Here is a 14324-nt window from a genome sequence, read left to right as displayed (position 1 = left end):
TAGAAAACGCGTCAAAAACAAGGGTCAGGCGAGTGTAACTTTATTCAGGGCGAGCAAGGCGGCGAAATCGTCGCTTGCCAGATAGGCATGCTCGGTCTCGCGCTGCGTCGTCAGCGGATCGAGGCTTTTCAGTGTGTCATCGACGAAACCGGGATGGCACATCACGAGCCCGTCCTCGGGCAGGCCCTCGAGGAAGCCGCGCATCAAGCCTGCAAAATCGGTCTCACGCGCAAAGTCATAGGCGCCGGCGAAGGCCGGGTTGAAGCGCAGGCCGGATCGCTGCGCCTTGATGCGGAATTGCGTGCTGAGCACGTTCAGCACCAGCGCCTTGGGCGCCGCCAACTGGCGCGCCAGCGGACCTTCGCGGCCGCATTGCCGCACCCAGGCGTTGGGCGCGCGCTCTTTCACGGCGCGCAGGAAGCCGTCGCGCACCTGCGGGAACAGCTGCGCGTGCTGATGGCCGTCGACGAAATCGGGCGCGCGGCCGAACCAATCATGGAACGCGTCGAGCTGCGCCAGCACCTCGGCATGGACCAGTTCGGCGTCGAGCCGATGCATCAGCCCGGCGCGCAACAGCCGCGGAAAGGGCAGCAACATGTCGCCGTCGAGGGGACGGAAATGCATCGTCAGCGGCCGGAACGGCGCGGTCAGCGTCACATGCAGCCCGATCGCGCAGCGCGGGCTTTTCGCGACCGACGCCGTGAGCGCGGCCGCGGCTTCCCGGCCGATCGCCGGCGTCACCATCATCACCGACGTCGCATTGAGCCGGCCGCGCTCGATCAGGTCGCGGATTGCGCGGTTGACGCCGTCGCTCAAGCCATAATCGTCAGCACACAGCCAGATCCGGCGCGACCAAGTTTCGCTCATTCGGCGGCGGTCCGCTCGGAGGCGCTTTGCGCCGCGCCGCCGTCGGCGTGCTTCTCGGTATGCTCGGCGACGAAGTAGATCGGCCGCGCCTTCAATTCGGAGAGGATCTTGCCGATATATTCGCCGACGATCCCGATCATGATCAGCTGCACGCCGCCGATCGTCATCATGCCGATCATCAGCGACGGATAGCCGGGGACCTGCTTGCCGGTGGTCAGCACCTCCCACAGGATCGACAGACCGAACAGGAAGGCCACGCCGGCGAGCAGCGCGCCGAGCAGGCTGGCGAAGCGCAGCGGCGCCACCGAGAACGAGGTCAGGCCCTCGATCGACAGGCCGATCAATCGTCCCGCATTGAAGGTGGTGACGCCATGCGCGCGCGGCGCCGGCTCGTAGTCGACGCGGATCTGCCTGAAGCCGATCCAGCTGGCGAGGCCCTTGAAGAAGCGATTGCGCTCCGGCAATTGCCGCAAGGCGGCGGCCGCGCGCGGCGACAGCAGGCGGAAGTCGCCGGCATCCTCGGGAATCCGCTGCCGTGCGCCCCAGTTGATCAGCGCGTAGAAGCCGCGCACGGACAGCCGCCGCAGCACCGATTCATTGTCGCGATGCGCCTTCGCCGTGTAGACCACGTCGTAGCCGTCATCGATCCAGTGCGCGACCAGCTGCTCGACCAGGGTCGGCGGATGCTGGCCGTCGCCATCCATGAACAGCACCGCGCCGCGGCGGGCGTGATCGAGGCCGGCCATCAGCGCCGCCTCCTTGCCGAAATTGCGCGACAGCGACACCACCTGCAGGTCGAGCCCATCGGCGGGCAGGCCGCGGGCGATTGCGAGCGTAGCGTCGGCGCTGCCGTCGTCGACATAGACCACCTCGCAGCCGAGACCATAGCGGGCGCGCAGCGAGCGCGCGAGGTCGACCAGCCGTTGGTGCAGCGCCGCAAGCCCGGCGGCCTCGTTGTAGAGCGGCACGACGATCGACAGACCCTGCGCGGCGGCGGTCTTGGCGGTGGTGGTCAGGCTGGAAACGTCAGAGCCCAGCATCATCGGTCAGGTTCCAGAACTTGAGCGTTTTCCAGCGAGCGCACGTCCGGCCCGCATGAGGAAAGCGCGTCAAAACGAAAGATCATGAACACAATATGGTACCGACCGCCGGCTGTCGCCAACATGAACAGCCCGGTCGGCTCATTGTCGCAGGAACGCCTCAAGCTTGGCGAACAGCGGATTCTCGCGGTCGAACACGTAGTCCAGCGACACCACCGAGACGGTTTCGGCGCCGTGCTCGCGCAGGAAGCTGCCGAGCGCGTAAAGCTTGCCCGGCGGGCAGTGCAGCGTAAGCATGCCCGACGAGGTCGGGCCGCCGAACGGGGCGACCACGCCGAACCGGTTGTGGGCCTCAGAGAGCAGCGCGTCATTGCAGCCGGCGAAGCGGGTGCGGACCTCGCGGTACTTGCTGGCGCGGGCGCGCGCGGCAATGTGGTCGAGGATGACGCGCGCGGTCTCGCGGGCGCCGGTCGACCAGTCGGCGTCCTTTGAGGCCACCAGATTGGCCTGGCTGCGCAGCATCACGCCGTCGTCGAGCACCTTGAGCCCATTGGCGGCGAGCGTCGCTCCTGTGGTCGTGATGTCGACGATCAGCTCGGCGGTGCCGGCCGCGGGCGCGCCCTCGGTGGCGCCGGCGCTCTCGACAATGCGGTAGTCACCGACGCCGTGTTTGGCGAAGAAGCCGCGCGTCAGGTTGATGTATTTGGTCGCCACCCGCATGCGGTGATTGTGCTGCTCGCGGAAGCCGGAGGCGACGTCGTCGAGGTCGGCCATGGTGCGCACGTCGATCCAGGCCTGCGGCACCGCGACCACGACATTGGCATAGCCGAAGCCGAGGCCTTCGATCATCAGCACGCGCTTGTCGGCATCCGGGATGCTTTCGCGCACCAGATCCTCGCCGGTGACGCCGAGATGCACCGCGCCACGCGCCAGATTGGCCGCGATCTCGCTCGCCGACAGATAGGCGATCTCGACATTGTCGACGCCCGGGATGATGCCGCGATAGTCGCGCGCGCCGCCGGCCTTCGACAAGCTGAGCCCGGCGCGGGCGAAGAAGCTCTCGGTGTTTTCCTGCAGGCGCCCCTTGGAGGGAACCGCGACGACGAAGGGCGTGCTCATTGGGCGCCTCCGCGCAGGGCCTTGCCATGCCGGGTCATCGCCTCGATCCAGACCGAGAAGCCGACCGCGGGGATCGGGCTCGCTGAGCCGAGCTGCGTCATCAGCCCATCATAACGGCCGCCCGCGACCAGCGGCTCGCTGCCATTGCCCCTGGCGTGCAGCTCGAACTCGAAGCCGGTGTAATAGTCGAGGCCGCGGCCGAACGCGGTCGAGAACCGCGTCTTCCTGATGTCGAGGCCGCGCGCAGCCATGAAGCCGACCCGGCTCTCGAGCTGGTCGATCGCGGCGGCAAGATCGAGCCTGGCGTCGGCGGCGAGCGCGCGCAGCTGCGCCACCGCGTCGTCGGGATCGCCGGAAATGGCGAGGAAGCGCTTGACGATGGCAACCGCGTCGCGCGGCAGCGCGCCGGCCTTCAGCGTCGATTGCTCGAGGAAACGGTCGGCGATCTCGGCCACGGTGCGGCCGCCGACATTGGTGGTGCCGGCGATCGACATCAGATCGGTGACCAGTGCCAGCGCCGCCTTGCGGTCGGAGCCGGCGAGCGCGGCGAGCACACCCTCATATTCGTTGCGCCCCGGCGCGGTCTTGAGCGTCAGCTGCTCGATGTCGTCGGTCAGCGAAACCTTGCGGTTGAAATCCTTGATCAGCCGACGTCGCCACACCGGGTAGAGCTCGAGCGCGTCGATCAGCGCGTTGAACAGCGCGACGTCGCCGGTGCGGATATCGACGTCGGTCAGGCCAAACGCCGTGGTCGCCTCCAGCGCCAGCGCCAGCATCTCGGCGTCGGCCGCGGCGCGGTCCTGGCGCCCAAACGATTCGATGCCGGCCTGCATGAACTGGCTGGGCTGGCCCTCGCGATAGCGGAACACCGGACCGAGATAGCTGAAGCCGGCCGGCTGGCCGGCACGGGGGGAGGCAAGGTAATCGCGCGCCACCGGGATCGTGAGGTCCGGGCGCAGGCAGAGCTCCTCGCCGCTCGGGTCGGTGGTCAGATACAGGCTCTTGCGGATGTCCTCGCCGGAGAGGTCGAGGAACGGCTCAGCCGGTTGCAGGATCGCGGGCTCGGACCTCAGGTAACCGGCCTGCGCGAACGAAGCCAGCAGCGCATCCGCCCAGGAAGCCGTCCTAGGGGCGGATCCGGCGGCGGATCGTGGTGCGGCAGCTTCGGTCATCTCGACGTCCAAAAGGCCCGGATTCGGGTTCCGGCGCAGGTTCCAAGGTGGTTCGGGGCAGCCCTTACCATGGCCGGTTCACGGTTTCGACAGCGATCGGCCAAGTGGCTTAATGATTGCGTGCGTTAACGATTTTACGACGGCTTGGCTAGGGGCAGGAATTGCGAGTGAGGTGAGCACGTCAGTCAGGCTCCCTCCCCACTTGCGGGGGAGGGTTGGGCAGAGGGGTAAGCCCCGGCTCCAGTCGAGAGGTTCGCGAGGCTCGGGTAATCCAGCCATTGCACCGGCAACATCGCGGGTGAATCCCCCGCCAACTGTCACGCAGCGGAGCAAGCGGCAACCCCTCTCCCTAACCCTGCCCCGCAAGGGGGGAGGGAACCATTCCGCCGGTGCGTCCATCACTAGCCCCCCAATCACCCAGTGCTGCCTGCACCAACGCCAGCGCGGCGACGGCGGCGGTGTCGGCGCGCAGGATGCGCGGGCCCAGCGCAAGGCGGAGGATGCTGGGCTGGCGCAGCAGCAGCGCGCGCTCTTCCTCGGCGAAGCCGCCTTCGGGCCCGATCAGGACATCGATGCCGGCATTCGCAACCGTTGCCGCTTGCAGCGCCTGGATCGGGTTCGCGAGCTCGGCTGCCTCGTCACAGAACACCAGCAGCCGCGCCGGATCGCGTCCGGCCAGGAAGCGCTCGAAGGGGAGGGGATCGGCCACCTCGGCAAGCGAGATGATGCCGCATTGCTCGGCGGCCTCGACCACATTGGCGTGCATCCGCTCGCCATTGACCCGCGACACCTGCGTGAAGCGCGTCAGCACCGGCACCAGCCGCGCCGCGCCCATCTCGACCGCCTTCTGCACCATGTAGTCGAGCCGGGCATGCTTCAGCGGCGCGAACACGTACGTCACGTCGGGCAGGCGATCCTGCGCGCGGGTCTGCGCTGAAATCGCCAGCGTGTCGGGCCGCTTGCGTCCGGAAATCGCCGCACGCCATTCGCCGTCGCGGCCGTTGAACACCAGCACGCTGTCGCCGGCGCCAAGCCGCAGCACGTTGCCGAGATAGTTGCTCTGGTCGCGTTCGAGCGGAACGGTTCTGCCTGCACCGAGCGGGGCATCGACAAACAGGCGCGGGCTGCGAAAATCGTGTTCAGGCATGTTCTGGGTTTCCTGCGGCGCGTTCTAGCCCGGCGCGGCAGGTTAACCAAACCGGGTGACACCGTAGTCCCTCGGACTCGCCAGGAAACCGGCGGCCGACTAGTAAGGAGCTGTCGATATTATTGCTTCTGTCACCAGTACATTATTGGAAGTCCAAGGGGTCGCTTGCACGCGACCCCTTTTGCTTTCGGTCACCCGTGTACGGCCGCGGCTGTTATCAAAAATCCTGTTCAGGCATGTTTGATGGTCCGGTTTTACCGCCGTTCGCCGCCTAAAGGCTTCAAATCCGGGAACAATTTAATGTGGGCGGTGTGGCCCTACGCCGCGCTGTCGCCCAAATCCACGGGTTGTTAAGGCGTTACAGGAATCGTAAAACGCCCCCAAAATTCGTTGCTTCGTTTTGTTGCGCTGGGGTTGCCTGGACCTTTTGCCGGAGAAAAACCCTCGATGATCCGCCGCCTGATCGTGCTGACCATTGCTGCGACCGCCCTGTCGGTGGGGCACGCCGCCGCCCAGAGCGCTTTTCCGGCTCCGCTGCCCAATCAGCAGGGGCAGGCCGGCACTGCCTCGGATCCCGCGTTCCCGCCGGTCAAGGGGATGCGTCCGAGCCAGACCGGCACCGCCTCGGATTCTGCATTCCCGCCGGTCAACGGCGCGCCGACGGCCAGGGTCGGCGCGTCGCCGTTTCCGAGCGCTGGCGCGGCTCCGATCGCCGGTGGCGGTCTGTCGTCTCCGCCGCCCCCGCCGGGTGCCGGCGCGGGTGGCGAGGCTGACGCCTGCATGAAGAATTTCGTTCCGCTGCGTGAGGATGCGGAGAAGCGCGGCAAGGCGATCAAGGCGGCGAGTGATCGCCACGCCAGCCCGCAGGAGGCCTGCAAGCTGATCGGCAATTACAGCCAGGCCGAGATCAAGATGATCAAATATGTCGACACCAACGCGGCCAAGTGCGGAATTCCGCCGCAGATCGCCAACCAGCTCAAGGACGGCCACAAGAACACCGAAGCGCTGCTGAAGAAGGTCTGCAATGTCGCGGAGCAGGCGGCGGCGCAGCCGCGCGGGCCCGCGGGGCCGTCGCTGAGCGACGTGCTCGGATCGTCCGCCTCGCTGCCGGAAGCGACCCCGACCAAGAAGGGCGGCAGCACCTTCGACACGCTGAACGGCAACGTTCTCACCCGTTGATGGATCACCGATGAGCGATGTATCCGCCCGCGTTGCCGACTCCACGGGCAACTGGGTGGATACCCATGCGCCGGTCTGGTCGCGGCCCTATCTGCGGCTGGCGCGCTACGACCGGCCGATCGGCTCCTGGCTGCTGTTGATGCCATGCTGGTGGTCGGCGGCGCTCGCCGCCGGCGTCGCGCATGACGTCGGCTCGCTGCCGCTGGTCGTGCTGCTGTTCTTCGTCGGTGCCTTCGTGATGCGTGGCGCCGGCTGCACCTGGAACGACATCACCGATCGCGATCTCGACGCCAGGGTCGAGCGCACCCGGTCGCGGCCGATCCCGGCCGGGCAGGTCACCGTCGCGCAGGCGGTGATGTTCATGGTGCTGCAGGCGCTGATCGGGCTGGTCGTGCTGCTGCAGTTCAATCGCTTCGCGGTGCTCACCGGCATCGCCTCGCTCGTGATCGTCGCGATCTACCCGTTCATGAAGCGGATCACCTGGTGGCCGCAGGTCGTGCTTGGCCTCGCCTTCTCCTACGGCGCCCTGATGGGATTTGCTGTGATGCTCCAACGCATCGACGCTGCGGCGATCGCGCTCTACGCCGGATCGATCGCCTGGGTGATCGCCTACGACACTATCTACGCGCATCAGGATGCCGAGGACGACGCGCTGATCGGCGTCAAGTCCACTGCGCGGCTGTTCGGTGCCCGCACCCACCGCGCGCTGGTGGTGTTCTACGGCCTCGCCGTGCTGCTGATCGGCACGGCATTCGCGCTGGCCGGCGCGCGCTGGCCGGCCTGGATCGGCCTTGCGGCGTTTGCGCTGCATCTCGCCTGGCAGGTCCGCCGGCTCGACACCAGCGATGGCGCGCTCTGCCTGCGCATCTTCAAGTCCAACCGCGACGCCGGCTTCATCCTGTTCGCGAGCCTCGTCGTCGACGCGGTGCTGCGCGCGGGGTAGCTCTCAATCCGTCGTCATTCCGGGGCGCGCGAAGCGCGAGCCCGGAATCCATCGGGCCGCAATACTCGTGGTGAAATGGATTCCGGGCTCGCGCCAAGTGGCGCGCCCCGGAATGACGGAGAGATGTCTTGAGTGGCGAACCACCCTCACCGTCGTGAAGCTTGAAGCGCGAAACGAACTCAATCCCGCGCGATGATCTCGCGCTCGTCGCGATGCACGCTGGCTTCGTTGAGCTGGGCGCCCGCGCGGCGGCGGACCAGGAATTTCGGGCGGCGGGCGCGGATCGCGTTGCGGCGACGGCGGCGGGGGGTGGGCGTTCGCGGTGCCGGCTCGGTCAGCTGCGGCAGGCGGAAGATGTCGCTCCAGGCCTGCCAGGCGGAGGCGATCTCCTCGGCATCCGAGCTCGTGCCGAGCGGAATGGTGAGGGCGGGATCGCGGTGAACCAGCACCAGCATCTGCGCATCGTCGATGCCGCGCACCGCGACGCCGAGGAAATCGCTGACCCGAACATTGACCGCCATCCGCATGCCGCGAACGGCACGGCGCAGCACGACATGTTCGCGGTGAAGCTCGACCTGCCGCGTGCCGCCATCCGCGCGCGAATCCTGCGCGTGGAAGGAGAGCGGAAGGGAAAGAGGGTCGAGCCGCATTGCGCAGCTCGACCCGGCGGAATTGATTCCGCTTGTTGGTGTTTGACGCCTCAAAGCTCTGTCTCCCCGCCGGGATTATGTTCCCGGTCGTTGGGTGAGAGCCTAGCCGAGCGATGGCCGTTTTCGGCTTAAAAAGCCTGGTTAACCTCTCCTCACCTGGCGCCATGATTGACAAGAGGTTGGCCCGCATGATTGACGAAGCCTTGCTCCGATCACTCAAATCTTTGTTGCCCGGCGGTGCAAAGTGCTTGAAATCCCTGTGAATCCGGCACATCTGGTGTGGTCTGTCAGTTCGTTCCGGGCCCCCCTCAATCCGCAGGAATTCGTTCGTGAACTCTTCACCATCTGCATCGCGACACGGTGATACCTCCGATCTGTTCGATCAATCCGCGCTCAGCGATCTCGCGCAGCGCCTGGTCGATGCCGCCAAGCGTGCGGGCGCCGATGCGGCCGATGCCCTCGCGGTGCGCGGCGTCTCGCAAGGCGTCGAGGTGCGCGACGGCCGCGTCGAGGAGACCGAGCGCTCCGAGGGCGACGACGTCGGCCTGCGGGTGTTCGTCGGCCAGCGCCAGGCGGTGGTGTCGACCAATGAGGTCTCCGGCGAGGGGATCGCAAAACTCGCCGAGCGTGCGGTGGCGATGGCGCGCGTCGCGCCCGACGACAAGTATGTCGGCCTGGCTGATCCCGCGCTCCTCGCGCATGATTTCCCCGATCTCGATCTGCTTGACCGCAAGGTCCCGACCACGGCCGAGCTCGAGCAGCGCGCCATCGAGGCCGAGGCCGCGGCGCTCGCGGTCAAGGGCGTCAGCAAGTCCGGCGGTGCGTCGGCCTCGACCGGCATCGGCGGCATGGTGCTGGTGACCTCGACCGGCTTCCACGGCTCCTATCTGCGCTCCAGCCATGGCATCTCGACGACGGCGATTTCCGGCGAGGGCACCGGCATGGAGCGCGACTATGATTTCACCAGCGCGCCGCATGCCTCCGATCTCGATTCTCCTGCCACCGTCGGCCGCAAGGCCGGCGAGCGCGCGGTGGCGCGGTCGAATCCGCGCAAGGTCGAGACCTGCAAGGTGCCCGTGGTGTTCGATCCGCGGGTCGCCGGCTCGATCGTCGGCCATCTGGTCGGCGCGATCAACGGCGCCTCGATCGCGCGCAAGACCAGCTTCCTGAAGGACAAGCTCGGCGAGCAGCTGTTCTCGAAAGACATCCGCATCATCGACGATCCCCTGCGCGTGCGCGGCCTGCGTTCGCAGACCTTCGACGCCGAGGGCGTCAAGGTGAAGAAGATCGCGCTGATCGACGAAGGCGTGCTGACCACTTGGGTGCTGGACTCCGCGACCGCGCGCGAGCTCGGCCTGGTCACGACAGGGCATGCGCATCGCGGCGTGTCGTCCTCGCCGTCGCCCGGAACCTACAATCTGCATCTCGAACCGGGTGCGGTGACGCCGAAGGAGCTGATCTCCGACATCAAGCAGGGCTTCTATGTCACCGACCTGATCGGGTCCGGCGTCAACGGCGTGACCGGCGATTACAGCCGCGGCGCGTCCGGCTTCTGGATCGAGAATGGCGAGATCACCTATCCGGTCAGCGAAGTGACCATCGCCGGCCATCTGCTGCCGATGTTCAAGTCGCTGGTCGCCGCCAACGATCTGGAGTTCCGCTACGGCGTCAATTCGCCGACGTTGCGCATCGAGGGCCTGACGGTTGGCGGACGCTGATACGGACGACTGGACCAAGGCGCGCGATGCCGCCTTGCTCACGCGATCGGTGCAGGAGGCGGGGCGGCTCGCATTGTCGCTGTTCCGCACCGAGTTGAAGAACTGGACCAAGGGCGCGTCGTCGCCGGTTTCCGAGGCCGACATCGCGGTCAACGACCTGCTGGAGCAGCAGCTGCGTTCGGCAACACCGACCTATGGCTGGCTGTCGGAGGAGAGCGTCGACAGCGAATCCAGGCTCGGCAAGCGCTTCACCTGGATCGTCGATCCGATCGACGGCACCCGCGCCTATCTCGCCGGCCGCGAGGATTGGTGCGTCAGCGTGGCGCTGGTTGAGCATGCATCGCCGGTGCTCGCAGCGGTGTATGCGCCGGTGAACGAGGAGTTCTTCTTCGCTGCACGCGGGCAGGGCGCCACCCTGAACGATAGCGCCGTGCACGCAACCGCAGGCACCGAGTTCAATTTTCCCCGCATGGCCGGACCGAAGCCGCTGGTGCAACGGCTCAGTCCGACCTCGGACGAGATCACGCTATTTCCGCGGATCGGATCGCTGGCGCTCAGGCTTTGCCGTGTAGCACAAGGTCGACTTGACGCCGGCTTTGCGGGCGGGCAAAGCCGCGATTGGGATCTTGCCGCTGCGAATTTGATCGTGCAGGAAGCGGGTGGTAAGATGACGGAGCTCTCGGGGGACACGATTGAGTACAATCGCCGGGAGGTAACGCATGGGGTGCTGGTGGCAGCGGGACGCGAACGTCATGCACGCATTGTCGAGCATTTTCGCCGCCGTCCATTGCCGTGAGGCCCCGCCGCGTTTCCGATTATGACGACCAGACTTGTTGCGACAGAGCTGTGACGACCAGACTTTCGGCGATCAAACTTTGACCACCAGGCTTGCGACGACCAGACTTGTGACGACCAAGACTTCACTTCTTTGCCGGGCATCTCGTTAGGAAAACCACCATCATGTCAGACAATGCCCAGCCGCAGCTGCTTCACCTCGTTATCGGCGGTGAGTTGACCGATCTCGAGCACAACACCTTCAAGAATCTGGACGAGGTCGAGATCGTCGGCGTGTACCCGAACTACGCGACCGCCTACGCGGCCTGGAAGGCGAAGGCGCAGGCGACCGTCGACAACGCCCACATGCGCTATTTCGTCGTTCACCTCCACCGGTTGCTCGATCCTGAGCAGGACACAAAGCATTCCCATTGAAACGACTTCTTCGCGATCTGCTGCGCAGCGCCTTCGTGCAGCGCGCGCTGGGTGTGCTTGCGGCCGAGTACCTGCGGCTGGTGTGGTACACCAACCGCTTCAGCTACCAGCCGCATGACGTGTACGGGATCGTCGAGCCCTTGATGCCGGCGATCTTCGTGTTCTGGCACGGCCAGCACTTCATGACGCCGTTCATCAAGACCAAGGAGAGCTACCGGGCCAAGGTCCTGATCTCCCGCCACCGCGACGGCGAATTCAACGCGCTCGCGGTGGAGCGGCTCGGCATCGGGACCATCAGGGGGTCCGGCGACCATTCCGGCGCGTTCCATCGCAAGGGCGGCGTCGGCGCCTTCCTGGAGATGGTCCGGGCGCTGGAGGACGGCTGCAATGTCGCAACCACCGCCGACGTCCCGAAGCGGGCGCGGGTGGCGGGGCTCGGGGCCATCATGCTGGCGCGGGAGAGCGGCCGGCCGATCGTCCCGTTTGCGATGGTCACCAGCCGATTCATCCGGTTGAAAAACTGGGATTCCTCCACCATCAATCTGCCATTCGGACGCGGAGCAGTGGTAGGTATTGAGCCGGTCTATGTGCCGCCCGATGCCGATGCCGCGACCATGGAGAAGCTTCGGCAGCACGTGGAGGACCTGCTCAACGAAGCGACCCGGCGCGCCTATGCCGCCGTCGGGCGGCCGGAGGCAACGCTTGGCTAACTCGCTCCCGATGACGTTGCGCGTCTACCGCAAACTGTCGTCTGCGATGGTGCCGGTCGTGCCTGCCCTGATCAAGCGGCGGCTCAAACTCGGCAAGGAAGATCCCGAACGCGTCGGCGAGCGGCGCGGCATGAGCGCCGATACCAGGCCGCAGGGTCCGCTGGTGTGGATCCACGGCGCCAGCGTCGGTGAGGTGCTGGCAGCGGCCGGGCTGATCGAGCGGCTGCGCGCGCTCAATCTGCGCATCCTGCTCACCTCGGGCACGGTGACCTCGGCCGCGATCGTGGCCAAGCGCTTTCCGCCCGACGTGATCCATCAATACGTGCCGTATGACTCGCCGCGCTATGTCGCGCGCTTCCTCGATCACTGGCATCCGTCGCTGGCGCTGTTCATCGAATCCGATCTGTGGCCGAACCTGATCCTGTCGAGCGCCGCGCGGCGGCTACCGATGGTCCTGATCAACGGGCGGATGTCGCAGCGCTCGTTCCCGCGCTGGCGCCGGGTCTCCAACACCATCGGCGCGCTGCTCGGGCGGTTCGACATCTGCCTGGCGCAGTCGAACACCGACGCCGAGCGTTTTGCCGCGCTCGGCAGCCACAACGTCATGGTCACCGGCAACCTCAAGCTAGACGTCGCGGCGCCGCCGGCCGACCCGGCCAAGCTGGAGCGGCTGATGTCGGTGACGCGCGGCCGTGCGATCGTGGTCGCCGCATCGACCCATCCCGGCGAGGAAGAGATCCTGATCGAGGCGCACAAATCGCTCACCAAATTCTTCCCCGGGCTGCTCACGGTGATCGTGCCGCGGCATGCCCATCGCGGGCAGGCGGTCGCTCAACTCGTGACGGATGCCGGCCTGCGTCCCGGCCTGCGTTCGCGTGAGGATCTGCCGGTCGCGACGACGGATATCTACGTCGCCGATACGATGGGCGAGCTTGGCCTGTTCTATCGCCTGGCACCGATCGTGTTCATGGGCGGCTCGCTGGTCGCGCATGGCGGCCAGAATCCGATCGAGGCGATCAAGCTTGGCGCCGTCATCGTGCACGGCCCGCACGTGTTCAATTTCACCGACGTCTATGAGGCGCTGGATCGCGGCGGCGGCGCGCGGCGCGCCGACGATCGGGACGCGCTGGTGAAGCAGCTCGGCCAGTTCCTCGCCGATCCCGCGGCGCGCGACAGCTCGCTGGCGGCCTCCGAGCTTGTCGTCGAGCAGCTCGGTGGCGCGCTGGAGCGCACGGTGACCGCTCTCGAGCCCTATCTGTTGCAGTTGCGGCTCGAGATGGGAGCCGCCAATGCGTGAGCCGGGCTTCTGGCACCGGCCGTCGTCCTGGACATCGCAACTGTTGAGACCGCTTGCCGCGCTGTACGGCGCGGTCGCCGCGCGGCGGATGCAGCGCACCGGCGTCGATGCCGGCATTCCCGTGATCTGCGTCGGCAATTACCATGTCGGCGGCGCCGGCAAGACGCCGACGGTGCTGGCGCTGGCAAAGCTGCTGGCCGAGCTCGATGAGCGGCCGGTGGTGCTCAGCCGCGGCTATGGCGGCAGGCTGGCCGGCCCGGTCAAGGTCGATCGCGACAGCCACACGGCGGCCGATGTCGGCGACGAGCCGCTGATGATGGCGGCGAGCCTGCCGGTCGTGGTGTCGCGCGACCGCGCGGCGGGCCTGGCGCTGGCGCGGGCGCAGGACGCCACCGTGATCCTGATGGATGACGGCTTCCAGAATCCGTCTGTCATGAAGGATTGCTGCCTGATCGTGATCGATGCGACGCGCGGCATCGGCAATGGCCGCGTGATTCCGGCAGGCCCGTTGCGCGCGCCGCTGTCGCCGCAGCTCGCACGAACCGATGCGTTGATCGTGGTCGGCGAGGGGAGCGCGGCGCAGGCCATTGCGGCCGATCTCGCGTCCCGCGGCAAGCCGGTATTGTCCGCACGCCTGAAGCCGGACCCGGCTTCGCTGGCGGCGCTAAGCGCCACGCGTGCACTCGCCTTCGCCGGCATCGGCGATCCCGCGCGCTTCTTCAACACGCTGCGCTCGAGCGGCGTCGACGTCGCGCAAAACAGGGCTTTCCCCGATCACCATGCCTTCGCGAAGGACGAGATCGAGCAGCTCACGGCTGATGCGAAACGTGACGGCTTGACGCTGGTGACCACGGAAAAGGATCTGGCGCGGTTGCGCGGTCCGGACGGCATGCCGGCCTGGGCGCAGCCGGTCGTGCCGTTCGCGGTGACGCTGCAATTCGAGGATGCGGCCGCGCTGCGGCGCCTGGTGTCCGATCAGCTGTTCAAGGCGCGCGACAGGAGGCTGCGCAAATGAGCGCTTATGCCTGCGGCTTGACCATGCCCGGATGGTGGCGCTGCAGCACGGCGGTCGGGGTGGCGTAGGCCTCCTGCAGGTCGACGCTCCAGTACTTCAGCTCGTCGAGCGGGATCCGGACGTCGGTGATGGCACAACGCACAAAGGTGCCGGGCGAAATCACGCGGAAATCGCCGTCGAGATATTGCACCTGCGCTTCGCCATGGCCCGAGGGACCGAACTTGTTCAGCACGTTTGAACTCTCCGCCTTGCCCCTGA

Annotated in this window: 15 protein-coding genes; 8 read left to right on the top strand and 7 right to left on the bottom strand. The window is 66.7% G+C overall.

Going from position 1 to position 14324, the window contains the following annotated elements; genetic code table 11:
- Nucleotides 1–24: 24 nt before the first annotated feature.
- The 5 genes from ACVIW0_RS32400 to ACVIW0_RS32380 all read right to left on the bottom strand — a co-directional run bounded on the left by ACVIW0_RS32400 (nucleotide 25) and on the right by ACVIW0_RS32380 (nucleotide 5345).
- Nucleotides 25–867 (bottom strand): ChbG/HpnK family deacetylase, encoded by an 843-nt coding sequence (locus ACVIW0_RS32400; protein ID WP_461356050.1) that lies wholly within the window; start codon nucleotides 865–867, stop codon nucleotides 25–27.
- Complete coding sequence (locus ACVIW0_RS32395) at nucleotides 864–1910, bottom strand: glycosyltransferase family 2 protein (protein WP_461356049.1); 1047 nt, start codon at nucleotides 1908–1910, stop codon at nucleotides 864–866. Before ACVIW0_RS32395 ends, ACVIW0_RS32400 begins: the two co-directional genes overlap by 4 nt.
- Nucleotides 1911–2048: 138 nt before the next feature.
- A complete protein-coding gene (hisG, locus tag ACVIW0_RS32390) occupies nucleotides 2049–3026 on the bottom strand; it encodes an ATP phosphoribosyltransferase (RefSeq protein WP_461356048.1) in 978 nt (325 codons plus the stop codon).
- Nucleotides 3023–4198, bottom strand: coding sequence for an ATP phosphoribosyltransferase regulatory subunit (locus ACVIW0_RS32385; RefSeq protein WP_461356047.1), 1176 nt, complete (start codon nucleotides 4196–4198; stop codon nucleotides 3023–3025). The genes hisG and ACVIW0_RS32385 overlap by 4 nt, the downstream gene beginning before the upstream one ends.
- Nucleotides 4199–4547: 349 nt before the next feature.
- On the bottom strand, nucleotides 4548–5345 hold the full coding sequence (locus ACVIW0_RS32380) for a 16S rRNA (uracil(1498)-N(3))-methyltransferase (RefSeq protein WP_461356046.1): 798 nt from the start codon (nucleotides 5343–5345) through the stop codon (nucleotides 4548–4550).
- A gap of 447 nt (nucleotides 5346–5792) precedes the next feature.
- Between ACVIW0_RS32380 and ACVIW0_RS32375 the strand changes: the two genes are divergently transcribed.
- Entirely contained in the window at nucleotides 5793–6524 is a 732-nt protein-coding gene (locus ACVIW0_RS32375; RefSeq protein ID WP_461356045.1) for a hypothetical protein, read from the top strand.
- A gap of 10 nt (nucleotides 6525–6534) precedes the next feature.
- The gene (gene ubiA / locus ACVIW0_RS32370) at nucleotides 6535–7467 is read left to right on the top strand and encodes a 4-hydroxybenzoate octaprenyltransferase (protein ID WP_461356044.1); all 933 of its coding nucleotides are present in this window, start codon (nucleotides 6535–6537) and stop codon (nucleotides 7465–7467) included.
- A gap of 179 nt (nucleotides 7468–7646) precedes the next feature.
- Here the strand turns inward: ubiA and ACVIW0_RS32365 are convergent, their stop codons facing one another.
- Nucleotides 7647–8171: a DUF6101 family protein gene (locus tag ACVIW0_RS32365; protein ID WP_461356043.1), complete on the bottom strand. Its 525-nt coding sequence runs from the start codon at nucleotides 8169–8171 to the stop codon at nucleotides 7647–7649.
- A 275-nt stretch (nucleotides 8172–8446) separates the two neighbouring features.
- Between ACVIW0_RS32365 and ACVIW0_RS32360 the strand changes: the two genes are divergently transcribed.
- The 6 genes from ACVIW0_RS32360 (at nucleotide 8447) to lpxK (ending at nucleotide 14066) form a co-directional block, all read left to right on the top strand.
- Nucleotides 8447–9835 carry a TldD/PmbA family protein gene (locus tag ACVIW0_RS32360; RefSeq protein WP_461356042.1) on the top strand — a complete coding sequence of 463 codons (1389 nt, stop codon included), beginning with the start codon at nucleotides 8447–8449 and terminating at the stop codon, nucleotides 9833–9835.
- Nucleotides 9822–10631, top strand: coding sequence for an inositol monophosphatase family protein (locus tag ACVIW0_RS32355; RefSeq protein ID WP_461356041.1), 810 nt, complete (start codon nucleotides 9822–9824; stop codon nucleotides 10629–10631). Before ACVIW0_RS32360 ends, ACVIW0_RS32355 begins: the two co-directional genes overlap by 14 nt.
- Before the next feature lie 164 nt (nucleotides 10632–10795).
- Nucleotides 10796–11044, top strand: a complete 249-nt coding sequence (locus ACVIW0_RS32350) for a DUF4170 domain-containing protein (RefSeq protein ID WP_461356040.1) — start codon at nucleotides 10796–10798, stop codon at nucleotides 11042–11044.
- Complete coding sequence (locus ACVIW0_RS32345) at nucleotides 11041–11754, top strand: lysophospholipid acyltransferase family protein (protein ID WP_461356039.1); 714 nt, start codon at nucleotides 11041–11043, stop codon at nucleotides 11752–11754. Before ACVIW0_RS32350 ends, ACVIW0_RS32345 begins: the two co-directional genes overlap by 4 nt.
- Complete coding sequence (locus ACVIW0_RS32340) at nucleotides 11747–13051, top strand: 3-deoxy-D-manno-octulosonic acid transferase (protein WP_461356038.1); 1305 nt, start codon at nucleotides 11747–11749, stop codon at nucleotides 13049–13051. The genes ACVIW0_RS32345 and ACVIW0_RS32340 overlap by 8 nt, the downstream gene beginning before the upstream one ends.
- Nucleotides 13044–14066, top strand: coding sequence for a tetraacyldisaccharide 4'-kinase (gene lpxK / locus ACVIW0_RS32335; RefSeq protein WP_461356037.1), 1023 nt, complete (start codon nucleotides 13044–13046; stop codon nucleotides 14064–14066). The genes ACVIW0_RS32340 and lpxK overlap by 8 nt, the downstream gene beginning before the upstream one ends.
- Nucleotides 14067–14070: 4 nt before the next feature.
- On the opposite strand, the gene ACVIW0_RS32330 is transcribed toward lpxK, so the two are convergent.
- A complete protein-coding gene (locus ACVIW0_RS32330) occupies nucleotides 14071–14298 on the bottom strand; it encodes a DUF2093 domain-containing protein (RefSeq protein WP_076864917.1) in 228 nt (75 codons plus the stop codon).
- Nucleotides 14299–14324 lie beyond the last annotated feature (26 nt).

Source organism: Bradyrhizobium sp. USDA 4454 (assembly GCF_054822705.1).
The sequence above is the reverse complement of the archived record's forward strand: the minus strand, read 5'-3'. Positions and strand labels throughout refer to the sequence as shown.

Bases quoted from the DNA above. Each gene is read 5' to 3' on its own strand.
- ACVIW0_RS32400 (WP_461356050.1), bottom strand. From the start codon at position 867: ATGAGCGAAACTTGGTCGCGCCGGATCTGGCTGTGTGCTGACGATTAT.
- ACVIW0_RS32395 (WP_461356049.1), bottom strand. From the start codon at position 1,910: ATGATGCTGGGCTCTGACGTTTCCAGCCTGACCACCACCGCCAAGACC.
- hisG (WP_461356048.1), bottom strand. From the start codon at position 3,026: ATGAGCACGCCCTTCGTCGTCGCGGTTCCCTCCAAGGGGCGCCTGCAG.
- ACVIW0_RS32385 (WP_461356047.1), bottom strand. From the start codon at position 4,198: ATGACCGAAGCTGCCGCACCACGATCCGCCGCCGGATCCGCCCCTAGG.
- ACVIW0_RS32380 (WP_461356046.1), bottom strand. From the start codon at position 5,345: ATGCCTGAACACGATTTTCGCAGCCCGCGCCTGTTTGTCGATGCCCCG.
- ACVIW0_RS32375 (WP_461356045.1), top strand. From the start codon at position 5,793: ATGATCCGCCGCCTGATCGTGCTGACCATTGCTGCGACCGCCCTGTCG.
- ubiA (WP_461356044.1), top strand. From the start codon at position 6,535: ATGAGCGATGTATCCGCCCGCGTTGCCGACTCCACGGGCAACTGGGTG.
- ACVIW0_RS32350 (WP_461356040.1), top strand. From the start codon at position 10,796: ATGTCAGACAATGCCCAGCCGCAGCTGCTTCACCTCGTTATCGGCGGT.
- lpxK (WP_461356037.1), top strand. From the start codon at position 13,044: ATGCGTGAGCCGGGCTTCTGGCACCGGCCGTCGTCCTGGACATCGCAA.